Here is a 23,994-nt window from a genome sequence, read left to right on the forward strand (position 1 = left end):
AACCCCGCCTTCGCTCCTCCTCACCCATACAGAGACCCCTTCGCCCTGCCCTCCCGTACAGAGACTCAGGAGACCCCGATGCACGCCATGCAGTACGCCGTCACCCTGCCCGCCGACTACGACATGGAGATCATCCGGGAGCGGGTGCGGTCCAAGGGCCACCTCCTGGACGACTACCAGGGGCTCGGTCTCAAGGCGTACGGGATGCGGGAGCGCGGTGTCGACGGTTCGCCGGTCAACCAGTACGCGCCGTTCTACCTCTGGACGGACCCGGAGGCGATGAACGGCTTCCTGCTGGGCGATGGGTTCCGCGGCGTGGTCCGGGACTTCGGGCGGCCGGTCGTCCAGAACTGGCGGGGGCTCTTCCACCGGCCCGGCCCGTCGTCGGGTGCCGTCCCCCGCGCGTACACACGGCGGGCCGATGTCCTCCCCGAGGGCGCCGATGTGACCACCGTAGTGGCGGAGGCGGTCGCCGAGCAGGAGGAGTTGGCCATGGGGGACGGGGTGCACAGCGCCGTGGTGGCGCTCGATCCGCGGCACTGGGAACTGATCCGCTTCACCCTCTGGGCGGACGCCGCGGCGGACGTTCCGCCGTCCGCAGGCGATCGCTATCAGGTGCTGCATCTGTCCGCCCCGGGCATCGCCCGGCTCGGTGCGGGGCGGCAGTGGTGACCGGGCCCACGATCCGTACGGTCCTGGGCGACATCTCCCCCGCCGATCTCGGTGTCTGTAATGCACACGACCACCTGTTCCTGCGCAGCCCCCAACTGCCGGGCCAGGAGCTGGCCGACGCCGGCGCCGCGGCCGCGGAACTGGCCGCGTTCCGGGCGGCCGGCGGCGCCGCGGTGATCCAGTGGACGCCGTACGGCATGGGCCGGTGCGCCGCCGAACTGCCGCGGCTGGCCCGGGAGTCGGGGGTCACGCTGGTCGCCGCCACCGGGCTGCACCAGGCGGCGCACTACGCACCCGGGACGGTGGAACGCGTCCGTCCGAATCTGGCCGAGTTGTTCGTCACCGAGTTGACCGAGGGGATCGGTGACACCGGGACGCGGGCCGGAATGATCAAGGTGGCCGGCGGGTATCACGGGCTGGACCCGCACGCCCGGTACACCATGGCCGCGGCCGCCGAGGCCCACCGGGCAACGGGTGCGGCCATCGGGGTCCATCTGGAACTGGGCACCGGAGCGCTGGACGTATTGGAGCTCCTCTGCGGTGAGTTGGCGGTGCCGCCGGACCGGGTGGTCCTCGGGCACCTCAACCGTTCGCCGGACCCCGTGGTCCACCGGGCGGCCGCTGAGGCGGGGGCGTATCTGGCCTTCGACGGGCCGTCGCGGGCGCACCACGCGACGGACTGGCGGCTGCCCGAGGCGCTCGCCGCGCTGGCGGAGGCGGGCTTCGGCGACCGGATCCTGCTCGGCGGGGACACCACGACGGCCGCCGCGCGCTCGGTCAACGGCGGGCCGGGCATGCCGCATCTGCTCCGCCGCCACCGGGCCCGGCTCGAACTCGCCCTGGGCGCCGAGCTGGTGACCCGCTTCCTGACGGACAACCCGGCACGGGCGTTCGCGGCGGAGTGGGGGGCGGGGGCGGGGCGGCGGTAAGGGTGGCGGCTTCGGGCAGGTTCTGCGGAGTTGGGTGGACCTGCTGGGGCTTCTTCCTGCGGTGTTTTCCTACGTCGTTATCCTGCGGCGGTTTCCTGCGGCGGTTTCCGGTCGCCGGTTTGCTGGGCCGGTTTGCTGGGCCGCATTCCTGGGCCCCATTTTTTCCCCGCCGCCCACCCCCCTTCGGGGGGTGGGCGGGTGTAGTGGTCCAGTTCCGCCTTCGCGGGCGGGCGGGCGGAATGGCCCGGTTCCGCGTCGAGCCCCTCGCCCCGCACCCCTCACCCCGCGTCCCTCGGCCCCTACGGCGGGCGACCGCTACCGCTCCAGCACCACCAGCGGATCGTCCAGCACAGGCTGCCACGCCAATTCCGCCGCGCCCACCAGGCTGTTGTAGTCGAGACTGCACGGCAGGATCGGTACGCCGCCGCTGCGGCCCCACAGGCTGCGGTCGGCGACCACCGCGCGCAGCCGTTCCGGGTCGGCCTCCAGAAGTGAACGGTGCAGTCCGCCGAGGATGATGCGGTCGGGGTTGAGGATGTTGACGAGCCCGGCGATCCCGAGGCCGAGCCGGTCGATGAGGAGGTCGGCGGCGGCGCGTACGTCCGGGTCGGCGTACTCGTCCTGGAGCAGGTCGGCGGCCTGCCGGAGCAGCGAGACCTCGGGGCCCGGTTCGCGGCCGGCCGCGACGAGGAAGGCGAGCGGGTCGGCCTCGACGTCCAGGCAGCCGCGGCTGCCGCAGTGGCAGGGCGCTCCCTCGGGATTGACGGTCAGGTGGCCGACCTCCAGCGCCAGCCCGGAACTGCCGCTGTGCAGCCGCCCGTCGAGCACCAGCGCCCCGCCGACGCCCCGGTGGCCGGAGGCCACGCAGAGCAGGTCACGGGCGCCGCGGCCGGCACCGTGCCGGTGTTCGGCGAGCGCCATGAGGTTGACATCGTTGCCGGTGAAACCGATCGCCTCGGTGACACCGGGGATGCCGGCATCGGCGAGCGCCCGGAGGAAGAGTGCGCGTACCGGCGCACCCGAAGGCCAGGCGAGGTGCAGCGGGTTGAGGGCCTCGCCGTCCGGTTCCGCCACTGCGGACGGCACCGCCAACCCGGCGCCCAGGCAGCGTCGCCCGGTCTCGCGCAGCAGGTCGGAGCCGGCCGCGACGGCCTCGGCGAGGACATGGGCCGGATCGGCGGGGATGGTGCCGCAGCCGCTCGTCGTCGCCACGATGCGCCCGCCGAGGCCGACCAGGGCGACCCGGTACCCGTCGGCGTGGATCTGCGCGGCGAGCACCACCGGGCCGTTCTCGTTGACGAACAGCCGGTGCGACGGGCGCCCTTGGGAGCCGGCGGAGGCGGTCGGCCGGGAGTCGACGGTGATCAGGCGGAGTGCTTCGAGCTCGGCGGCCACCGCGCCCGCGGTCGCGCGGGTCACGCCGAGTTCCGAGGTCAGCACGGCACGGGTGGGCGCGCGTCCGGTGTGTACGAGCTCCAGTGCGGGGCCGAGGGCGCCTCGGCCCCGCTCCAGCCTGGTTGTCCGAATGTGGGTCACCCCCCTATTCTGACTTTGTGCCGACGCTAAACAAAATACGGTGGGCCTGGAAGAAGCACCACGGCCCTGCCCCCGCCGATCGACACCCGACCTCCTCCCCCTCCGTTCCGCCCCGCACGGACCTGACCCGACTCCGCCTCGCGCTCACCGCGTTCTTCGCCATGGACGGCTTCCTGTTCGCCGGCTGGGTCGTCCGGATCCCCGCGATCAAGGAGCAGACCGGCGCCGGCGCCGGTGCGCTCGGACTCGCCCTGCTCGGCGTGTCGGCGGGCGCGGTCGCGTTCATGATGGTGACCGGGCGCCTGTGCCGCCGGTTCGGCAGCCATGCCGTGACGACCGCCTCCGGGGCCGCCATGGCGCTGAGCATCGTGCTCCCGCCCCTCACCCACTCCGCCACCGCGCTGGGGCTCGTCCTCCTGGTCTTCGGCGCCGCCTACGGCTCGCTCAACGTCGCGATGAACAGTGCCGCCGTGGACCTGATCGAGGCGCTGCGCCGGCCCGTGATGCCGAGCTTCCACGCGGCCTTCAGCCTCGGCGGCATGCTCGGCGCGGGCCTGGGAGGGCTGATCGCGGGCCACCTCTCCCCCACCGTGCACCTGCTGTTGCTCGCCGCGATCGGCCTGCTGGTGACGGCCGTCGCGGGGCGCGTGCTGCACACCCACCCGGCTCCCGTCGTCCCCGAGCGGCTGCCGGCGTCGCCGGACGGCCCGCAGGGCGCCCGCCCGTCCCGCGGGCGCCGTCTCGTCCTCGTCTTCGGGCTGATCGCGCTCTGCACCGCCTACGGAGAGGGCGCGATGGCCGACTGGGGTGCGCTGCACCTCTCCCAGGACCTCTCCGCGGGCCCGGGGCTCGCGGCGGCCGGCTACGCGGTGTTCGCGCTGGCGATGACCGCGGGGCGGCTGACGGGGACCGTAGTGGTGCAGCGGTTCGGGGCCGCCCGGTCGCTGACCGCGGGCGGTACGACGGCGGCCGCCGGCATGCTGCTCGGCGCGCTCGCCCCCACCGCCTGGGCGGCCTGCCTCGGCTTCGCCGTCGCCGGGATCGGGCTCGCCAACATCTTCCCGATCGCCATCGCCCGGGCCGGTGAGGCCGGCGGCTCCGACGGGGTCGCGGTGGCCTCCACGGTCGGCTACGGCGGCATGCTGCTCGGCCCGCCCGCCATCGGCTTCCTCGCCGAGACCAGCACGCTGCCGCTCGCCCTCACGACGGTCGCCCTGCTCGCCGCGGTCGCCGCGGTCATCGGCTACGCGACCAGGCAGGCGCACCGCCCGGACCGCCCGGACCGCCAAATGTATTGATCACTGGTGCCGTTGACAGTCGCCGGGCCTGATCAATGCTCGGGTCAATGTTCGGGGTGGTGACCCACGCCGGTTCGTTGTCAGTGGCGGCTGGCACACTCGTGGCATGGAGATCACTGAGTTCGTCGAAACGCTGCGACTGGACGGCGGTCTGCTCGCCGACGCCGCCCAGGAAGCCGGCCCGGACGCGGCCGTCCCGGCCTGTCCCGAGTGGCGGATGCGGGACCTGGTCGTCCATATAGGGCGGGTCCACCGCTGGTCGACGGAGATCGTGACCCAGGGGCTGGAGCAGCCCATCCGGCCCGCGGAGGCGCCGGAGCTGACCGACGACCAACTCGTGCCCTGGCTCCGCGAGGGCCACCACCAGCTCGTCCTGGCTCTGCACGGCGCCCCGCGGGACCTGGCTGCCTGGACGATCCTGCCGACGGACTCGCCGCTGGCGTTCTGGGCCCGCCGGCAGGCGCACGAGACCTCGGTGCACCGCGTCGACGCCCAGCAGGCGGCGGGCACCTCCCTCACGCCCCTGCCGTCCGCCTTCGCCGCCGACGGCATCGACGAACTCCTGGTGGGCATTCACTCGCTCGAGCGCAGCAAGCTGCGCACGGACGTCCCGCGGACGGTGCGGGTGCGCGCGACCGACGTGCCCGGCGCCGACTGGACCGTCCATCTCTCCGACGCCCCGCCGCACGCGATCCGTACGACACCGGAAGCGGCGCCGATACCGACCCCCGAAGCAGCACGGATACCGGAAGCGGGCGCCCCGGTGGACAAGACGCCGGCCGACGCCAAGCCCGCCGACTGCACGATCGAGGGCCGCGCCGAAGAGCTGTACCTCGCCCTGTGGAACCGCCTGCCGTGGGACACCCTCACGGTCACGGGCGAGCAGGCCCTGGCCGAGTTGTGGCGCGAGAAGGGGGGCATCTGAGGGGTCCTGGGGGCAGCGGGGGCACCGGAGTTCTGGGAAACTGACGGGATGTCACCCACCCGTAGCCGCGCCGAGCGTGACGCGATCACCGTCGAGATCATGTTCGCGCTGGTCAGTGGCGGGTTCTTGGCTGGCGCCGGGTTCCTGGTGCTGGGCAGTGCGGTGCTGTGGTCCGGTCTGCCCGGCGCGTGGAAGGGGCCGTGGCTCGCGGTCAGTGCCGTGGTGGGCGGTGTGCTGTTCGTTTTCCAGGTGGTACGGGTGTTGCGCCGGCCGTACGTCGCGTCCGGCGGGCGGCCGAGCGCCCGGGACGTCGTGTGGCGGCCGTATCAGCCCAGCCAGCCGGGCCGTACCAACCCCGACTCGTAGGCCAGCACGACGAGTTGGGCGCGGTCGCGGGCGCCCAGTTTGACCATGGTGCGGCTGACATGGGTCTTGGCGGTCAGCGGGCTGACGACCAGGCGTCGGGCGATCTCCTCGTTGGACAGCCCGATGCCGACCAGCGCCATCACCTCACGCTCCCGCTCCGTCAGGGCGGACAGGGCGTCGGCGACGGCCGGTTCCTTGGAGCGGGCCGCGAACTCCGCGATCAGCCGGCGGGTGACTCCGGGCGAAAGCAGCGCGTCACCGGCCACGACCGCCCGCACGGCCCGCAGCAGTTCGTCCGGTTCGGTGTCCTTCACCAGAAAGCCGGAGGCGCCCGACCGGATCGCCTCGAAGACGTACTCGTCCAGCTCGAAGGTGGTCAGCATGACGACCTTGACGTCGGCCAGTTGCGGGTCCTCGGTGATCCGCCGGGTGGCGGCCAGCCCGTCGAGCACCGGCATCCGGATGTCCATCAGCACGACATCCGGCCGGTGTTCGCGGACCGCGGCCAGCGCCTGCTGCCCGTCGTCGGCCTCGGCGACCACCTCGATGTCCGGCTGGGCGCCCAGCAGCGCCTTGAAACCGGCCCGGACCAGCAGCTGATCGTCGGCGAGCAGTACGCGGATCACGACTCCTCCTCGGTGGCGGGGTCCGGCTTCTGGGCGGGGGCTGGATCGTGGGTGGGGGCCGGTTCCTGGGTGGGGGCTGGATCCTGGGCGGGCGCAGATTCCTGGGCCGGGGCCGATTTCTGGGCGGGGGCAGATCCTGAGGCAGGGACAGATTCCGGGGCAGGGGTCGCCTTGGGGGCGGGGGTCGCCTCGGGGGCAGGGGTCGCTTCGGGGGTCGGGGTCGGGGTCGGGGTCGGGGTCGGGGTCGGGGTCGGCGACACGGTATCGGGGGCGTCGTCCGCCGCGCCCCCGGTGAACGGGATGCGGGCGCGGACACGGAAGCCCCCGTCGGGGCGGGGGCCGGCCTCGACGGTGCCGCCAAGTGCCGCGGCCCGCTCCCGCATGCCGACCAGGCCGTTACCGCCGCCGGCCGGTTCGCCCGTGGTGGAGGTCGCCGGGCCGTCGTCGTCGATCCGGATCTCCAGTTCTCCGGGCGCGTAGCGGAGCCGTAGCCGGGCGGTGCGGGAGCCGGAATGCCGGACGATGTTGGTGAGCGCCTCCTGGACGATACGGAACGCGGCCAGTCCGGTGCCGGGCGGCAGCGGGCGCCGGGTGCCCTCGGTGGTGACGTCCACGGCGAGGCCGGCGCGTCGGGCCTGCTCGGTGAGTTCGGACAGCCGGTCCAGCCCGGGGGCCGGGGAGCGCGGCGCGGCACCCCGGGTGCGCAGGGTGTCGAGGACCTGGCGGACCTCGCCGAGCGCTTCCTTGCTCGCCGCCTTGATGGTGGTCAGCGCGGTGCGCGCCTGCTCCGGGTCCTGGTCCAGCAGCGCCAGGCCGACGCCGGCCTGGACGTTGATGACGGAGATGCTGTGGGCGAGCACGTCGTGCAGCTCGCGGGCGATCCGCAGCCGCTCCTCGTCGGCCCGGCGGCGTTCCGCGGCGGCCCGCTCGGCCCGGGCCCTGGCGAGCTGCTCGCGGCGTACCCGGACCAGTTCGGAGAGGGCCACCACGGCCACCACCCAGGCGGTGACGAAGAGTTCGTCGCCCCAGGGGGCGGGACCGTCGTGCGGAGGCGGCAGCCAGCGGTAGAGCCAGTGGGTGACGAGGAGATGGGTGGCCCACACCCCGCCCAGCGCGCACCAGGCGACCGTACGGTGCCCGGCGACGAGCGCGGCGAAGGCACCGAGGGCGAGCGTCAGGAAGACCGGCCCGTAGGGGTAACCGGCGGCGAGATAGGCCGCGGTGGTCACGGCCGTGCCGAGGGCGACGGTGCGCGGGGCGCGGTGCCGGAACAGCAGCAGGGCCGCGCCGAAGACCAGGAGCGCGCGCCCGAGGGCGTCCAGGAGTACGCGGTCCGGCTGCTGGTGCGCGGCGAAGCTGGTGCCCACGGTCACGAAGACGGTCACGACCAGCGTGGACAGCCACGGCAGCCGGGCGGCCGGACGGTCGTGCCCGAGGCCGGGCGGGGCCGACAGCCACCGCTCCCACGCCGGGCCGAGGGGGCGCCGCGCCCACGGCGGCCGTGCGTTCTCCATGCCGCAACGCTAGACCGCGACGGGACGCGGCGGCGTCAGCCGGACGCAGTGCCCGCGCGTACTCCCGCGGGAGTACCGGGAGTACGCAGTACGACGCGTTGGCCAGCGGGGAACGGCGGAACGGCGAGTGGCCGCACGGCAAGCGGCGGAACGGCCGACACCGGCGACACGGCCGCAGCGGCGGATTGGCCCCGGCACCGGCGCCACGGCCGGCACCGGCGGCACGGCCGGCATCGGTGCCACGGCCGGCACTGGCGGCAGGACCTCAGCGGCACAACGGCAGCGGTACGACCGGCCGCGGTGCGGTAGCGGGACTCCGCGGTGAGCGGGCCTCGGCGGTGAGCGGGCATCCGCGGTGAGCGGTCGTTGGCGGTGAGCGGGCATCCGCGATGGACGGGCAGCGGCGGGCGGGGGCGCCGACGCCGGCGACACGGCCGTAGCGGCGGAACGGCACCGGCACCGGAGGCACGGCCGGCAATGGCAGCAGGACCCAGTGGCGCGACCGCAGCGGTACGACAGACCGCGGTGCGGTAGCGGGCCTCGGCGGTGAGCGGGCATCCGCGGTGAGCGGGCATCCGCGATGGACGGGCATCCGCGGCGATGAACGGGCATCGGCGGGCGGGTTCAGCCCGGGCCGGGGGCGGCCGGGTCAGCGCGGGGTGGTCAGGCCGACGCTCCGGGCGAGCTGGAGGACGGCCTGCTCGAAGAATTCCGTACGGGCCTCGATGACGTTCCGGAACTGGCCGAACAGCTCGAAGCTCAACAGCCCGAAGAGCTGCGCCCAGGCCCCGACCAGCCGGGCCAGTACCGTGCCGGGCAGCTCGACGCCGTGCTCGGCACCGAGTGCCAGGGCATCGGCCACGACCGGGTCGGGCAGTGGTTCGGCGGGTTCCTTCAGGGCCCCGGCGGCATGGGCGTCGCGGACCACGCCGATCAGCGCCAGACCGACCCGGCCGGCGGGCTCCGTGGTGGTGCGCGGGGCGTGGTAGCCGGGAACGGGTGAGCCGTAGATCAGCGCGTACTCGTGCGGATGGGCCAGCGCCCACTCGCGGACGCCGGTACAGATCGCGGTCCAGCGGTCCACGGGGCTCGCGGTCGCGGTGCCGCGGCGGTCGCGGGCGCGCTCCGCGGCCTCACCGATCGCGTTGTAGGCGTCGACGATCAGCGCGGTGAGCAGGTCGTCGCGGCTGGGGAAGTAGCGGTAGAGCGCGGAGGAGGCCATGCCCAGTTCGCGGGCGACGGCCCGGAGGGAGAGTTTCGCGGCGCCCTCGGCAGCGAGCTGGGCGCGCGCCTCCGCCTTGATGGCCTCGGTGATTTCGGTACGGGCCCGTTCCCTGGCTCCTCGGATCGCAGTCATGTGAGCAGTGTGCCAGCTTCGGAGCGCCGCACAAAAACGAGAGCAGTGCTCTTGCTTTGGTGCGGCAGTCGCGTGCACACTGTTCATGACCGAGAGCACTGCTCTCGAAACAGATCAGCGCTCGGACAACGGACGACCGGAGTCCCCGCCCCAAGGAGCCCGCTTCATGTCCCGCTACCTCAAGCCCAGCCGCCTCGCCGCCCGTCTCAACGGAACCATCGGCTGGCTCGCGCGCCGCGGCATCAGCCTCGCCGGCTCGGCCGACCTGGCGGTCCGGGGCCGTAAGAGCGGCGAATGGCGCCGCGTCCCGGTCAACCCCATGGCGTACGGGGACGGCCGGTATCTCGTCTCGGTCCGCGGCGACTCCGAATGGGTGCGCAACCTCCGCGCGGCGGGCGGCGGCGAACTGCGTGTCGGACGCCGGGCCCGCCCGTTCACCGCGGTCGAGTTGCCGCTCGCCGAGACCCCGGAACTGCTGCGCGCCTACCTCGAACGCTGGGGCTGGGAGGCGAAGCCGTACTTCGGCGGGGTCACCGCCACCTCCACCGACGCGGAACTTCACGCCGCGGCCCCCCGCCACCCCGTCTTCCGCATCACCGAAGCCTGACGATCAGCCAGGCCTGGAGGTCAGGAAAGGCCAGGCCTCGGGTCACTGAAGATTGCGGCTCACCGACGACTGCGGACCACGGGAGGTCGCCAATCACCGAAGGCTGCGGACCACGGGAGGGCGCCGATCACCGAAGGCCGCCAGTCACGGAAGCTGCGGACCACGGGAGGCTGCGGATCACCGAAGGCTGCCGGTCACGGAAGGCTGCAGATGGCCGGAGGCTGCCGGTCACGGAAGCCTGAAGCGGAGCCGCCGCCCGGCAGGTCGGCCGCAACCCCGTTCCGATGCGCGTGCCGAACGCACACCCGGGACACCCCGCCCGAAGCCCCTCACCCCTGCCGCCCCGGCTCGCCCCAGGTGACCGGCTCAGCTCCGGCGCCCCGACTCACCCCAAGTGACCCGGCCTGTCCCTGCTGACCCCGAATCACCCCAGGTGCCCCGGCTCACCCCAGGTGCCACGGCCTCTCCCTGCTGCCCGGACTCACCCCTGGCGACCCCGGTTCACCCCAGGCGCCCCGGTTCACCCCAGGTGCTCCGTCTCAGCCCTGCCGACCCGGCTCACCCCGGGCGACAACCGGCACACCCCTGACGCCCCAGCTCATCCCGGTGCCTCCGGCCCACAACCAACAGCGCCCCCGGCGCCCCGGCTCACCCCCGGTCCAGCGCCTCCAGTGCACGACGGGCCACGCCGTTCGTGCGGATGATCTCGGCGAGGGTGCTTGTTCCGCGGGTGATCTTCGCGAAGGCGTGCCAGGCCGGGCGGAAGCCGGTGACCGCGGCGTGCATCAGGCCGGGGCGGCGGGAGAAGACCTGGAGCATGCGGCGGCCCACGCCCATCTCCACCCCGAGGCCCGCCTTGATGGCGAAGGCGTAATTGAGCGCCTGGCGGCGGGCGTCCACCGCGTCGTGCGCCTCCGCGACCCGGACCGCCCACTCCCCCGCGAGCCGCCCGGACCGCAGGGCGAACGAGATGCCCTCCCGGGTCCACGGCTCCAGCAGGCCGGCCGCGTCGCCGCACACCAGCACCCGGCCGCGGGAGAGCGGCGAGTCATCGGCGCGGCAGCGGGTCAGATGGCCCGAGGAGATGCTCGGCTCGAAGCCCGCCAGGCCGAGCCGGCCGATGAAGTCCTCCAGGTAGCGCTTGGTCGCCGCGCCCTCGCCGCGTGCCGAGATGACGCCGACGGTGAGGGTGTCGCCCTTGGGGAAGACCCAGCCGTAGCTGCCGGGGAGCGGGCCCCAGTCGATGAGCACCCGGCCCGCCCAGTCCTCGGCGACCGGCCCGGGCACCGGAATCTCCGCCTCCAGGCCGAGGTCGACCTGGTCGAGCTTGACCCCGACATGTGCTCCTATCCGGCCGGCGCTGCCGTCCGCGCCCACTACGGCGCGCGCCAGCACCACTTCGCCGTCGCCCAGCACCACCGCGACCGTACGGCGGTCCGGGACCTCGGCGCCGTGCTGCTCGACCCGGGAGACCGTGACGCCGGTACGGACCGTGGCACCGGCGTCCTTGGCCGACTCGACCAGCCGGGCGTCGAATTCCGGCCGGTTGATCAGCCCGAAGAGCATGTGCTTGGAGCGGCGGGTGCGGCTCAGCCGGCCGTTCAGCGAGAACGTCACGGCGTGCACGCGATCGCGCAGCGGCAGGTCGAAGCCGGGCGGGAGGGAGTCGCGCGAGGGTCCGATGATGCCGCCGCCGCAGGTTTTGTAGCGCGGCAGCTCGGCCTTCTCCAGGAGGAGCACCCGGCGCCCCGTACAGGCCGCGGCGTGTGCGGCCGAGGCACCCGCCGGCCCCGCGCCCACCACCACGACGTCCCACACCCGCTGGTTGTCCCCGGCTGCCCGCTCGCTGCTCACCTGTGCTTCTGCTCCCGTTCGATGGCTGGCTGCGTACCGCCCTCGCATCCTACGGGCCGCTGTTGCGCGCGGGGCCTGTGGGAAGATCGGTGGCATGCACACCCGCAGGGCCCCTACGGGAATCGTGCCCTGCGTCCGGCCCGGCCGGCTCACGAGGCCGGGCGGCCGGTCCCCACACGCCGCGCCCACAAGGAGCGTTCCATGTCCGACAGCCCGCTCGCGCAGACCGTCGCCGCGCTGCAGCCCCGTGCCAGGACCGAACTGGCGGAGCTGGTGGCCTTCAAGTCGGTTGCCGATCCGGCACAGTTCCCCCCGAGCGAGTGCGAGGCGGCCGCCGAGTGGATCGCCGCGGCGCTGCGGGCGGACGGTTTCCAGGACGTGGCACTCCTCGACACCCCGGACGGCACCCGGTCCGTCTACGGCTACCTGCCTGGCCCCGAAGGGGCGAAGACCGTTCTGCTCTACGCCCACTACGACGTGCAGCCGCCGCTGGACGAGGCCGCCTGGATCTCCCCGCCGTTCGAGCTGACCGAGCGGGACGGCCGCTGGTACGGTCGCGGCGCCGCGGACTGCAAGGGCGGCCTGATCATGCATCTGACGGCGCTGCGCGCGCTCAAGGAGCACGGCGGGGTCCCGGTCAACGTCAAGGTGATCGTGGAGGGTTCCGAGGAGCAGGGCACCGGCGGGCTGGAGCGGTACGCCGAGGCGCACCCGGAGCTGCTGGCCGCGGACGCCGTCGTCATCGGCGACACCGGCAACTTCCGGGTCGGGCTGCCGACGGTGACCGCGACGCTGCGCGGGATGACGCTGGTCCGCGTCCAGGTCGACACCCTGGAGGGCAATCTGCACTCCGGCCAGTTCGGCGGAGCTGCCCCGGACGCGCTGGCGGCGCTGATCAGGATCCTGGACTCGCTGCGCGCCGAGGACGGCTCGACGACGGTGAACGGGCTGACCGGGGAGGCGACCTGGGAGGGCCTGCAGTATCCGGAGGAGGAGTTCCGCCGGGACGCCAAGGTCCTGGACGGCGTCGAGCTGATCGGCAACGGGTCTGTCGCGGACCGGATCTGGGCCCGCCCGGCCGTCACGGTGCTGGGCATCGACTGCCCGCCGGTGGTCGGCGCCACCCCGTCCGTGCAGGCCGGCGCGCGGGCCCTGGTGAGCCTGCGGGTCCCGCCGGGCACGGACGCGGCGGCGGCCACGAAGCTGCTGGCGGCGCATCTGGAGAACGCCGCGCCGTGGGGCGCGCGGGTCGCGGTGGAACAGGTCGGCCAGGGCCAGCCGTTCCGCGCGGACACCAGCAGCCCGGCGTACGCCTCGATGGCGGCGGCGCTGCGGGAGGCGTACGACGGCGCCGAGATGCAGACATCGGGGATGGGTGGGTCCATCCCGCTGTGCAACACGCTGGCCGGGCTCTACCCCGATGCGGAGATCCTCCTCATCGGGCTGAGCGAGCCGGAGGCGCAGATTCACGCGGTGAACGAGAGCGTGTCCCCGGAGGAACTGGAGCGCCTCACCCTGGCCGAGGCGCTGTTCCTCCGGAGGTATGCCGCCCACGTTGTCGACTGACCCCGCCGTTCCGCTGCGCTTTGGGGCGCCCTCCCACGTACTTGGCCGTCCCGCCGCGGGGCTCGCTCGCCGTTGCGCTTTGCGGCGCCCCCGCACGTACCTGGCTGTCCCGCCGCGGGGCGTCTCGCCGTTGCGCGCTTGGCGGCGCCGCGTACGTTGTCGGCTGTGCCGCCGTGGGGCTTGGTCGCCGTTGCGCGCTTGGCGGCGCCGCGTACGTTATCGGCTGTCCCGCCGTCGAGGTTGTTCGCCGTTGCGCCTGGCGGCGGGCGTGGTGTTTTTGGGTGCGGTGACAGCCCTACAGACTTCGTCCTCCGGTCTGTCCCCTCCCGGGGGTGGGTGGGAGAGGTGAGTGGGGGCGGGCGTTGTCGTTCGGCGGTGTGGCGGTGTCTCGCGTCGTGCATGTCTTGCGTCGTGCGGTGTCTCGCGTCGTGCGGTGTCGGGAATACCGCCCCGGCCCGCCGAGTTGAGGCCCACAAGGGGCGCCCCGGACCCCTACGGGATCTGTTCGGCCCCGCCCTAAGGGACCCCCGACGCCCACCCCCACCGCCCCTTAACTTCCCCCCAACGGGAGGGGACGGGCCGGAGGGGCCTTGTTCGTGGACGTAAAGCGAAGCAGTCCACGAACAAGGCCCCGGAGGTCCGTCACCGCACCCAACAACACCCAGCCCGCCGCAGGCGCAACGGCGAGACGCCCCGCGGCGCCGCAGACAACTACGTGCGGGCGCGCCGCAAAGCGCAGCGGGACGGCGAGAAACCACCACGGCGCCGCAGACAAAAACGTGGGAGGCACCGCAAAGCGCAGCGGCAGCCGAGTACGTGCCGCTACACAGGAACGCCCGCTTCGAGGTGGAGTGGGCAGCCCCGTTCCCTCGCGCGGAGTGCCCAGCGGAGGCGGTTCCAGCGGACCGGCGGCAGCATCGTCTCCGCCTCGGCCTCGGTGACGAAGCGCCATTCGCGCAGTTCCGCGCCGGGCAGCAGCAGCTTGCTGATCCGGTCGTCGCTCAGCATGCCGCCGTCGTAGAGCAGCCGCAGGCCCCCGTAGCCGGGCGGGCGGGGCGCCTCCCAGTCGAGTACCAACAGCCGTGGTGGGCACGGGAGTTCGATGCCGAGTTCCTCGGCGACCTCGCGGACACCGGCGTGGGTGGGGGCCTCGCCGCGTTCCACGATGCCGCCGGGGAATTCCCAGCCCGCCTTGTAGGTGGGGTCGACCAGCAGGACGCGGTCCTGGTCGTCGAAGAGCAGGACGCCGGCGGCGAGGGTCTCGGCGGTCGGTTCGGGGGTCTGCACGATGTCGCAGGCGCCGGCACCGGTGCGGAGCGCGTCGGCGACCCGTTCGGCGGTCTGCCGGGGCGTCAGCCGGCTGGTGTCGACGACATGGGCGTCGGTCGTGAGCCAGGGCAGCGCATCGGCGTACGGGCCGAGGTGCGCCAGGCACCAGCGGCGGACGGACGCATTGGCCGCGTCGTCTCCCGGTGTTTCCTCGCGGTGCGCTATCCGTGTGCGCAGGATCGTTTCCTCCGCATGGAGGAGAACGTGCCGTACGGGTATCCGGCGGGCGGCGAGGGCGCCGAAGATCTCATCGCGGTATTCCTGCCGCAGCAGCGTCATGGGGGTGACCAGCGGGCCGGGGACCTCGGTGAGCAGCGCGGCCGCGGTGTCGACGACCATGCGCCGCCAGGAGGGGAGGTCCTGGTAGTCGTCGACCTCCTCGAACCGCTTGGCCGGCAGCATCAACCGCAGCCCGGTGCCGAGGATTTCGGGGTCGTAGAGCGTGCTTCCGGGAAGCAGGTCGAGCAGTTCATGAGCCGCAGTGGTCTTGCCCGCACCGAACGTGCCGTTCAGCCAGACGATCACGGTTTCCCCTCTTCCCTAGACCCAGGTGAGTTGCCCGCAACACCCTGCCACGGAAACGCTCGGGGTCACGGGCCGCGCGCACGGCCGGGAACGCTGCCTGTTTCGACCGCCGGTCCGGCCGGGGAGGCCCCGGCAAACAAGCGCTCCCCAGCCCCTCCAGCACCGAAACCCTCACCCGCACACCCGGTGCGCGTATCCGCGCGGAACCGCCGGAATCCGCATATGACGGGGGCGCATCGTGCCCGACGTCCGGCGTGCGTACGGGCGGTTCACCCCTTGCTCGCCCCGAGGGTCAGGACGGTGCGGAAATGCCGTTGCGGGAGGAGGAAGACCTGGACGGTGGGGGGAGGGCGACGGGGACGGACATCTGCCGGGCGAGCGCGCGGGATTGGTCGAAGGTCCGGGGCATCTCGTACCCCTTTCCTGGAATGCCCTTGAAATGCCCTTTGAAATGCCCTCGCGGTGGAAGACGGCCGGAAGGAGAGGAGTGGTACGGCACGAGATCTGTTTGCCGTCCCGTCCCGTCACGTCGACTACTTCTTCAGCGCCTCGTGAATCCGGCGAAGTCCCGTCAGGGATCACTGATGTCGGTCTGCCGCCCCTTCTGCGCGAATCGGCGCGAATCTGCGCGAAGGGCTGCATGCGGTCCCGGCGAAGCACAGGAAGACGCCGTCCGGGATTCCTTGAAGATGCCGGTGGGTGTTCTTCTGGACGTTCTCGTGAGGGACGGTGTTGATGACCTTCACCGTCTTCCTGGACTTCTTCTCGTACGCGGCGAGGGCTGCGACAAAGGCCTTCTGCCGCGCGCGGTACGGCGTTCGCCGGCGTGGGACCTCATCGTGATACCGCTGGGGCCGCCGCGCAAGGGGAGCAGGGCCGGCGGGCCCACCGCGTCGGGCCGAGTGTGGCGCCCCGCAGCAGCGTCCGGCGGACATCCGACGTCCTGCCACTTCCCCGTACGCGTCCGTGCCGCTGAGCGGTGACGGGGTCACCTCCCGCCCCTCAGGGGGGAACTCAACAGAAACGAACGCGAGCGAGGGGACGTCGGCCCGAAGTGGTGGGCGAGGCAAGGATTTTGACGGGATGGGCACCAAACTTTACCGCCCCTCTTCCAACAGACTCCAACAAGCCCTACCGTAACCACTCGCCAGTGGCAGGTACCCGACCTCACCCCATCTCTCGCGAAGACGGAGGACGCGAACCATGCGCGTTCCTATCCGCTCCACCCACCGGACAGGCCGCCGAGGAATCGTCGGAGCACTGTCCGTCGCCCTGCTCTGTGCGGCGGGGGCGACCGCGCCGCCCGCCGCGGCCCGTGTCCCGGACACTCCCGCCGCGGCCCCGGCCGTCGCCGCGCGACCCGTGCCGCGGCTGCCCGGCGGGCTCGCCCTGACGCCCCCGATGGGGTTCAACAACTGGAACTCCACGCACTGCCGCGCCGAGTTCACCGAGGACATGGTCAAGGGCATCGCCGACCTCTTCCTCGCCAAGGGACTCAAGGACGCGGGATATCGGTACGTCAATCTCGACGATTGCTGGGCGCTTCCCACGCGCGACGCGAACGGCAAGCTCGTAGCGGACCCACGGCGATTCCCGCACGGCATCAAGGCGGTGGCGGAATATGTCCACTCCAAGGGCCTGAAGTTCGGCATCTATACCAGTGCCGGCACCAAGACCTGCAATTCCGCCGGATTCCCCGGCGGACTCGGACACGAGAAGTCCGACGCCCAGCAGTTCGCCGACTGGGGCGTGGACTACCTCAAGTACGACAACTGCAATAACCAGGGCGTGGACGCCCGGCAGCGGTACCGCACGATGCGGGACGCGCTGCGGGCCACCGGACGGCCCATCGTCTACAGCATCTGCGAATGGGGCGAGAACAAGCCCTGGGAGTGGGCGTCGGACGTAGGACATCTGTGGCGTACGACCGGCGACATCAGTGACTCCTGGTCGAGCATGCTGGCGATCGCCCGGCAGAACCTGCCGCTGGCGCCGTACGCCGGGCCGGGACACTGGAACGACCCGGACATGCTGGAGGTCGGCAACGGCGGGATGACGGACACCGAGTACCGCAGCCACTTCTCCCTCTGGTCGATGATGGCCGCGCCGCTGCTGATCGGCTCCGATCTGCGCAAGGCCGGCCCGGAGACGTTCGAGATCCTGGCCAACAAGGACGTCATCGCGCTCGACCAGGACGCCCTGGGCAAGCAGGCCACCGTGCTGGCGTCCGAGTCCGGCCGCTGGACGCTGGTCAAGCAACTCGCGGGCGGTGACCGGGCGGTGGCGCTCTTCAACGAGACCGACCGGCCGCAGCGGATCGCCACCACCGCCCGGGCCGTCGGCCTCCCCCAGGCCGCCGGTTACCGGCTGCGCGACCTGTGGCAGCACCGCGACAGCCACACCACGGGCGCCATCGCCGCCACCGTCCCCGCGCACGGCACCACCGTCTACCGGATCGCCGCGGACAAGGACTGGGCGTCCTACCCGCCGGCCGTCGAGACCGGCACCGACCGCGCACTCCTGGTCGAGGCCGGAGCGTCCACGGACCTCCGCTCCACCGTCCGCAACCTGGGCGGCACCCCCGCCCGGAACCTCACGGTGACGCTCCGCACCCCGCGCGGCTGGCACGCCACGGCCACCTCCCCCGCCACCGCCCGCGCACTGCCCGGCGGCCGGACCCTGGCCACCACCTGGCGGATCACCGCACCGGCCGGCGCCGCACCCGGCGCGTACGACCTGCCGCTGACCGCCGACTACCGCTCACCGCGCGGCGAACGGGTCACCACCACCCTGCCCGGCACCGCCCATGTCGTGGTACCGCCGCCCGCCGGGACCGCGGACGCCGCCGAACTGCCCTGGCTGACCGCCCTCAACGGCTGGGGCCCGGTCGAGAAGAACACCAGCGTCGGCGAGAGCGCGGCCGGCGACGGCGGTCCGCTCCGGATCGGCGGCACCGGCTTCACCGGGGGCCTGGGCGTTCACGCACCCAGCGAGGTCACCTTCTACACCGGCCGGAGGTGCTCCGCGTTCAGTGCCCGGGTCGGGATCGACGACGAGGTCGGTGACCGGGGTTCGGCCGGCTTCGAGGTCTGGGCGGACGGCACGCGGGTCGCCGGGAGCGGGACCGTGACCGGCGCCGACGACGCCCGGGCGCTGTCCGCCGCGGTCGCCGGGGCCGAGACCGTCCGTCTCGTCGTCACCGACGGCGGGGACGGGATCGACTACGACCACGCCGACTGGGCGGACGCCAAGTTCACCTGCTGAGCCGGGAGTTGAGCGCTGGACCGGCGCTCACGGGCGGGCGGCTTCCCGAGCACTGCCACCGGGGCCGCCCGCCCTCCCTGCTCGCGAACGGCCGTCAGCAGACCGGCAGTCCGGGGACGGGCTGGTCGTTCGCCCCGCCCTTGAGGTAGACGACGCTGATGTAGACACCGGTGTGACCGCTGTCGTCATCCGTCTTGGCCCACCAAACGTTCGTCCACTTCCCGTAGGTCTCGCGGCGGCCCAGCTTCGCCTGGCAGTAGAAGTAGTTGGTGCCCATGTTCACCGTGCCGACCTGCTGGAACGACGCGGTGTAGGAATCCGCGGTGCGCCAGACGTCGCAGTTGGTCCGGCCGCCGCCGATGGACACACAGGACGTCGGCGCCGGGCTCGGGTCACCGCTGCCTCCGGTGCCACCGCCACCGGAGGCCCCGCCGGGCGTCCCGCCCGAGCCGCTTCCGCCCCCGCTGCCGTCCTGGCCGGCGGCCGCGCCACCGCTCCCGTCGGCGCCCGAACTCCCGCCCGTTCCACCGGGCTTGGGGTCCTTGCCCTTGGGCGTCGCACCGTCCGAGGGCCGTCCGGACGCGGACGAGGACGCGCCCGCCCCGCCGGCCGCCCCCGCGTCCTGCGCCGTCCCCTTGTCCTTGCCCTTGGCGTCGTCCTCGCCGTCGGCCGTACCCGGGGCGCCGGGCCCGCTGGGCGTCGGCGCCGGATCCGGTGACCGCCGGCCGTGATCCGCGACCGTGTCGCTCGGGCCGCCGCCGACCAGTGCGTACGTCACCCCGCCACCGGCGGCGAGCACGGCGAGCACCGCCGCCACGGCCAGCGCCACCCGACGGCGGCGCCGCGCGGGCAGCCGTTCGGTGTCCCGCTCGCCGGGGTTCGCCGGGTACGGGTGGGCGCCCGTACTGCCCACGGTCGGGCCGGTCACCGCACCGGGCGGGTCGGCGGCCGGGCCGGGCGTCGGGGAGGAGAACCCGGGCTGCCGGGCGGCGGCCGGGGGCGGAACCGGGGGCTGAGGCCGGGGGTGCGCCTGGGTGGGGCCCGGCGCCGGGGACGGGGTGTGGTTCGGCCCCTGGGGCTGCGGCGGTGACGGGAGCTGCTGCGGTGAGGCCGGCGGGGTGAGCGGCCGCAGATCGGTCGCGGTGGGCAGATGCGGTGCGCCGGGCGCCGGAGCGGGCGCGGGGTCCTGCCCCTCGGCGACGGCCCGCAGCATCCTCCGGGCCTCCGCCGCGGACGGCCGGTCCGCCGGGTTCTTGGCCATCAGGGCGTGCAGCACGGGCGTCAGCGGGCCGGCCCGCCGCGGTTCGGGCAGCGCCTCGGTCACGATCGCGGTGAGCGTGGACCACACCGACGTACGGCGGAACGGCGCGCCGCCGCCCTCGACCGCCGCGTACAGCGTCATGCCCAGCGACCAGATGTCGCAGGCAGGGGTGGGGTCCTGGCCCTGCGCCCGTTCCGGGGGCAAGTAGTCGAGCGAGCCGACGAGTTCACCGCTGCGGGTGAGGTTCGTGGTCGCGCCGTCGCCCGGGGCCTCGATGCTGGCGATGCCGAAGTCGGTGAGCACCACCCGGCCGGTGCGGTCGAGCAGCACATTGCCCGGCTTCACATCGCGGTGCAGCACGCCGGCCTGATGGGCGGCGTCCAGTGCGTCCATCACCTGGGCGCCGATCCGGGCGATCTCCCGCGGGTCGAGCGGGCCGCGCTCGGCGAGGGCGTCGTCCAGTGACGGGCCGTCCACCAGCTCCATGACGATGACCGGCCGGCCGTCCTCGTCGAGGACGTCATGGACCGTGATCACACCGGGGTGCCGGATCCGGGCCGCGGCGCGCGCCTCGCGCTGCATACGGGTGCGCAGATCGGCGAGCTCCGGCGCGGAGGCGTCCGTATAGGCGCGCAGCACCTTGACCGCGACCTCGCGGCCCAACACCTCGTCCACGGCCCGGCAGACCACGCCCATGCCGCCGCGGCCGATCCGGTCGGTGACGCGGTAGCGGCCGCCGAGCAGCCGTCCGGCCAGATCGGCGTCGGTCCCGCGCCGGGGACCGCTCACCTCGGCGGCACGGGGGGCGCCTGGGGCGGCATCGGCCGGGCTGTCCGGTGGTGCGGGGGCGGGGGCGGGGGCGGGGTTGCTTGGTGTCGCGGCTGCGGGGGGCGGGGTGCTCGGTGTCGCGGGGGCCGGGGTGTCCGGTGCCGCGGTGGGCGGAGTGTCCGGTGTCGCGCCGGGCGGGCTGGTCGGGGTCGCGGCGGACGGATCGTCACTCGCGCTCCGGGGCGGGGCGCCGTCGGGGGCCCCTGGGGCGTGCGGACCCTCCGCCCCGTGTGCCCCGTCCGCGCCCGGTACCTCGTCCGGCCCGTGCTGCTCACGCTCCCCCGATGTCACCGTCGCCCATCCCCTCGGTACCCGTGGCCGGTTCCCTGCGCCGGGCTCCTCACACGGGCCGGCGCACGGCCGCCGGCACGTCGGCGTCCGGCGCGGTCGGCACCAGACTAAGGGGCGCGCGGGGGCCTGTGGTGACGTCAGCGTGCGGGGGCGAAGGCATCGAGACGGGACTGTTGTGCGGCGGCCGCCGCGGCGCCCACCACCCCGGCGTCCGTGCCCATTTGGGCCGGTACGACGGTCAGGTCCGCGACGAACGACAGCGTCGCGTACTCCCGCAAAGCCGAGCGCAACGGCGCGAACAGGACGTCTCCGGCGCCCGCGACTCCCCCGCCGATGACCGCGATGTCGATCTCGACGAGCGTGGCGGTGGCGGCGATCCCGGCGGCCAGCGCCTGCGCGGCTCGCTCGAAGGAGCGCAGGGCGACCTCGTCACCCGCCCGTGCTGACGCGGCGACGGCGGCGGCGCTGGCGTCCCCGTCGGGGCCCGGACGCCAGCCGTTGGCGAGGGCGCGGCGGGCGATGTTGGGGCCGCTGGCGATCTGCTCGACACAGCCCCGGCCGCCGCAGGGGCAGGGGTCGCCGTCGAGGTCGACGCTGATGTGGCCTATGTGGCCGGCGTTGCCCGTGGGGCCGGGGTGCAGCTGCCCGTTGAGGACCAGTCCGCCGCCCACTCCGGTGGAGACCACCATGCAGAGCGCGTTGGCGTGGCCGCGCGCGGCGCCCTGCCAGTGTTCGGCCGCGGTCATCGCCACGCCGTCGCCGACCAGCACGACCGGGCGCCCGCCGACGAGGGCGCGCACGCCGGCGACGAGCGGGAAGTCGCGCCAGCCGGGGATGTTGACGGGGCTGACCGTGCCGGCCCGGGCGTTCACCGGCCCCGCACTGCCGATGCCGACGGCCGCCACCCGGCACCAGTCAGGGGCCGCGGTCAGCTCGCCGACCACCTCGGCCACCGCACGCATCACCGTCGCCCCGTCCCGGTCGGCCGGGGTGGGCCGGGCGGCCCGTACGAGCAGTCTGCCGCGGGCGTCCACCAGAGCGCCGGCGATCTTCGTGCCGCCAATGTCCAGCGCTGCGCTGAGGTCCGTCTGCATCGGTGTGGAATCTCCTGGTGGGCCCGGGGGCCGGGGCTGCCGGCCCGGCGTGAGAACGCCAGTCTTCCCTCGATTGACAACGTTGTCTAGAGGCTATGCTCGACGCCACACCTCGACGCCGAGAGAAACAGGACCGCAGACCGTGACCGACACCGCGCGGGGCACGTCCCGCCGCTATGGCACCCGTCCCACGATGAAGGATGTCGCGGCGCGCGCCGGGGTCGGCCTCAAGACGGTCTCCCGGGTGGTCAACGGCGAGGCCGGGGTCACGCCCGACACCGAACGCCGGGTCCAGGAGGCCATCACGGCCCTGGGCTTCCGCCGTAACGACTCGGCGCGGATCCTGCGGAAGGGCCGCACGGCCAGCATCGGCCTCGTCCTGGAGGACCTCGCCGACCCCTTCTACGGCCCGCTCAGCCGCGCCGTCGAAGAGGTCGCCCGCAGCCACGGCGCGCTGCTCATCAACGGCTCCAGCGCCGAGGACCCGTCCCGCGAACAGGAGTTGGTACTGGCGCTGTGCGCACGGCGGGTGGACGGGCTGGTCATCATCCCGGCCGGTGACGACCACCGCTATCTGGAACCGGAGATCACGGCCGGGATAGCGACGGTGTTCGTCGACCGCCCGGCGGGCCGGATCGACGCGGATGCGGTGCTCTGCGACAACTACGGCGGCGCGCGGGACGCGGTGGCCCACCTCATCGCGCACGGCCACCGCCGGATCGGCTTCATCGGGGACCAGCCGCGGATCCACACCGCGCGGGAGCGACTGCGCGGCTATCGCAGCGCAATGGCCGCCGCGGGGCTGCCCGTTGACGACTCCTGGGTGTCGCTCGGGTCCACCGCCCCCGAGCGCGTACGGTCCGCCGCCGCGGCCATGCTGGACGCGCCGGAGCCGGTCACCGCGCTCTTCGCGGGCAACAACCGCGTCACGGTCACCGCCGTGCGGGTCCTCGGCGCCTCCCCGCGGCCGGTCGCGCTCGTCGGCTTCGACGACTTCGAACTCGCCGATCTCGTACGGCCCGCGGTCACCGTCGTCGCCCAGGACCCCGCCCTCATGGGCCGCACGGCCGCCGGGCTGCTCTTCCGCCGCCTCGACGGCATCACCGAGCCACCGCACCACACGGAGATCCCGACCCGCCTGATCCCCCGCGGCTCCGGCGAAATCCCCCCGACGGCAGGCTGATCGACCGCCACGGCCAAGGGGCGACGCCCCTTCGAGGCCAGCGCCTGCCGGCTCCATGGAGCCGGCACCTGCCTGCCACATGGAGCCGGCATCTGCCTGTCCCATCGAGCCGACGCCCGATCGCGCCGCGGGGGCGACGCCTGGTCGTCCCGCGGGATCGACGCCTGATCGCCCCGTGGTGGCGGCCCCTGATCGCCCCGTGGGGCCGGTCCCTGATCGCCCCGTGGAGCTGGTTCCTGATCGCCGCTTGCGGCTGGCGGCCGTCCCTCGTCCTCCTCGCCTCATCAACTTCCCCCTCCCGCTGTGCTCGTGGCCTGCCCACGGCTCGTTCCGCTGCGGTCCTGCCCTGCGGTGCGCCGCCCCTGCTGCTCCCGCTGTGGTCATTTCCGTCCGCGGTCGTTCCACTGCGTCATCCCGTTCATTCCCCAACGCACCGTCATGCTCGCACGAGCCACTGACAACGCCGGGTCGGAGGGCGGGCTTTGGGGCTGTGGGCGGGTGCCGTGACGGGGACGTACGAGCACGAAGGCTGTACGAGCGGCGGCGGGACGCAGGCTCCGCCGTACCGAGCTGCGGGCTTGCATGAGCAGCGCAGTGACCGCACGAGCGGGCGACGGGACGTAGTGACTGCACGAGCGGGCGACGAGACGTAGGGGCCTTACGCGCGTGCGATGGAACGCAGTGACCGCACGCGCGGACGACGGGACGGCAGGGCCGTACGAACGGGCGGGACAGAGGAGCCGTACGCGCGGGCCGGACGCAGGGGCCGTACGCGCGGGCCGGACGCAGGGGCCGTACGCGCGGGCGACGGGACACAGGAGCGTACGAGCGGGCGACTGTTCGTGGGGGCCGTACGAGCGGCGCTCCGCGCTCTCCCCCGCCCCCTCCCCCCTCCCCCTTCGGGGAGGGGGCGGGGGGTGGGTTGGGGGGTGGGGGGGGGGTTGGGGGGTGGGGGGTGGGTTCGCGCGT

16 protein-coding genes and 1 pseudogene are annotated in these 23,994 nt (G+C 73.6%); 9 read left to right on the top strand and 8 right to left on the bottom strand.

Going from position 1 to position 23,994, the window contains the following annotated elements; translation table 11 throughout:
* The first annotated feature begins 78 nt into the window (after nt 1-78).
* Complete coding sequence (locus ACFV1J_RS14095) at nt 79-672, top strand: DUF4865 family protein (protein ID WP_385857598.1); 594 nt, start codon at nt 79-81, stop codon at nt 670-672.
* Entirely contained in the window at nt 669-1,601 is a 933-nt protein-coding gene (locus tag ACFV1J_RS14100) for a phosphotriesterase (protein ID WP_385857600.1), read from the top strand. The genes ACFV1J_RS14095 and ACFV1J_RS14100 overlap by 4 nt, the downstream gene beginning before the upstream one ends.
* A 315-nt stretch (nt 1,602-1,916) precedes the next feature.
* Here ACFV1J_RS14100 and ACFV1J_RS14105 read toward each other — a convergent pair whose 3' ends face one another.
* Complete coding sequence (locus ACFV1J_RS14105) at nt 1,917-3,137, bottom strand: ROK family protein (RefSeq protein ID WP_385857601.1); 1,221 nt, start codon at nt 3,135-3,137, stop codon at nt 1,917-1,919.
* A 17-nt stretch (nt 3,138-3,154) separates the two neighbouring features.
* Here ACFV1J_RS14105 and ACFV1J_RS14110 point away from each other — a divergent pair, with 17 nt between their 5' ends.
* The 3 genes from ACFV1J_RS14110 to ACFV1J_RS14120 all read left to right on the top strand — a co-directional run bounded on the left by ACFV1J_RS14110 (nt 3,155) and on the right by ACFV1J_RS14120 (nt 5,726).
* Nucleotides 3,155-4,435: an MFS transporter gene (locus ACFV1J_RS14110; protein ID WP_385857602.1), complete on the top strand. Its 1,281-nt coding sequence runs from the start codon at nt 3,155-3,157 to the stop codon at nt 4,433-4,435.
* Between the two features lie 106 nt (nt 4,436-4,541).
* Nucleotides 4,542-5,360, top strand: a complete 819-nt coding sequence (locus tag ACFV1J_RS14115) for a maleylpyruvate isomerase family mycothiol-dependent enzyme (protein WP_385857603.1) — start codon at nt 4,542-4,544, stop codon at nt 5,358-5,360.
* Between the two features lie 48 nt (nt 5,361-5,408).
* Entirely contained in the window at nt 5,409-5,726 is a 318-nt protein-coding gene (locus ACFV1J_RS14120) for a DUF6332 family protein (protein WP_385857604.1), read from the top strand.
* On the opposite strand, the gene ACFV1J_RS14125 is transcribed toward ACFV1J_RS14120, so the two are convergent.
* The 3 genes and pseudogenes from ACFV1J_RS14125 to ACFV1J_RS14135 form a co-directional block, all read right to left on the bottom strand.
* The gene (locus ACFV1J_RS14125; protein ID WP_385857605.1) at nt 5,687-6,352 is read right to left on the bottom strand and encodes a response regulator; all 666 of its coding nucleotides are present in this window, start codon (nt 6,350-6,352) and stop codon (nt 5,687-5,689) included. The two genes, ACFV1J_RS14120 and ACFV1J_RS14125, sit on opposite strands and share 40 nt — an antisense overlap.
* Nucleotides 6,353-6,618: 266 nt before the next feature.
* Nucleotides 6,619-7,866 (bottom strand): annotated as a pseudogene (locus ACFV1J_RS14130) (sensor histidine kinase); the annotation flags it as partial.
* Nucleotides 7,867-8,515: 649 nt separating this feature from the next.
* Nucleotides 8,516-9,223 (bottom strand): TetR/AcrR family transcriptional regulator, encoded by a 708-nt coding sequence (locus ACFV1J_RS14135; RefSeq protein WP_385857606.1) that lies wholly within the window; start codon nt 9,221-9,223, stop codon nt 8,516-8,518.
* Nucleotides 9,224-9,389: 166 nt separating this feature from the next.
* Between ACFV1J_RS14135 and ACFV1J_RS14140 the strand changes: the two genes are divergently transcribed.
* Nucleotides 9,390-9,830 (top strand): nitroreductase family deazaflavin-dependent oxidoreductase, encoded by a 441-nt coding sequence (locus ACFV1J_RS14140; protein WP_385857607.1) that lies wholly within the window; start codon nt 9,390-9,392, stop codon nt 9,828-9,830.
* A 648-nt stretch (nt 9,831-10,478) separates the two neighbouring features.
* Here ACFV1J_RS14140 and ACFV1J_RS14145 read toward each other — a convergent pair.
* Complete coding sequence (locus ACFV1J_RS14145; protein WP_385857608.1) at nt 10,479-11,684, bottom strand: geranylgeranyl reductase family protein; 1,206 nt, start codon at nt 11,682-11,684, stop codon at nt 10,479-10,481.
* 201 nt (nt 11,685-11,885) lie between these two features.
* Between ACFV1J_RS14145 and ACFV1J_RS14150 the strand changes: the two genes are divergently transcribed.
* Complete coding sequence (locus ACFV1J_RS14150; protein ID WP_385857609.1) at nt 11,886-13,250, top strand: dipeptidase; 1,365 nt, start codon at nt 11,886-11,888, stop codon at nt 13,248-13,250.
* 822 nt (nt 13,251-14,072) lie between these two features.
* Here the strand turns inward: ACFV1J_RS14150 and ACFV1J_RS14155 are convergent.
* Nucleotides 14,073-15,104 carry an NUDIX domain-containing protein gene (locus ACFV1J_RS14155; protein WP_385857610.1) on the bottom strand — a complete coding sequence of 344 codons (1,032 nt, stop codon included), beginning with the start codon at nt 15,102-15,104 and terminating at the stop codon, nt 14,073-14,075.
* Between the two features lie 1,203 nt (nt 15,105-16,307).
* Here ACFV1J_RS14155 and ACFV1J_RS14160 point away from each other — a divergent pair.
* Nucleotides 16,308-18,368: an NPCBM/NEW2 domain-containing protein gene (locus tag ACFV1J_RS14160; RefSeq protein WP_385857611.1), complete on the top strand. Its 2,061-nt coding sequence runs from the start codon at nt 16,308-16,310 to the stop codon at nt 18,366-18,368.
* 94 nt (nt 18,369-18,462) lie between these two features.
* On the opposite strand, the gene ACFV1J_RS14165 is transcribed toward ACFV1J_RS14160, so the two are convergent.
* Together ACFV1J_RS14165 and ACFV1J_RS14170 are read right to left on the bottom strand one after the other, a co-directional pair.
* Nucleotides 18,463-20,418: a serine/threonine-protein kinase gene (locus tag ACFV1J_RS14165; protein ID WP_385857625.1), complete on the bottom strand. Its 1,956-nt coding sequence runs from the start codon at nt 20,416-20,418 to the stop codon at nt 18,463-18,465.
* 467 nt (nt 20,419-20,885) lie between these two features.
* A complete protein-coding gene (locus tag ACFV1J_RS14170) occupies nt 20,886-21,842 on the bottom strand; it encodes an ROK family protein (protein WP_385857612.1) in 957 nt (318 codons plus the stop codon).
* Between the two features lie 142 nt (nt 21,843-21,984).
* On the opposite strand from ACFV1J_RS14170, the gene ACFV1J_RS14175 reads away from it, so the two are divergent.
* On the top strand, nt 21,985-23,025 hold the full coding sequence (locus ACFV1J_RS14175; protein WP_385857613.1) for a LacI family DNA-binding transcriptional regulator: 1,041 nt from the start codon (nt 21,985-21,987) through the stop codon (nt 23,023-23,025).
* Nucleotides 23,026-23,994 lie beyond the last annotated feature (969 nt).

The sequence above is a fragment of the Streptomyces sp. NPDC059649 genome (genome assembly GCF_042734445.1).
Classification (GTDB): Bacteria; Actinomycetota; Actinomycetes; order Streptomycetales; family Streptomycetaceae; genus Streptomyces.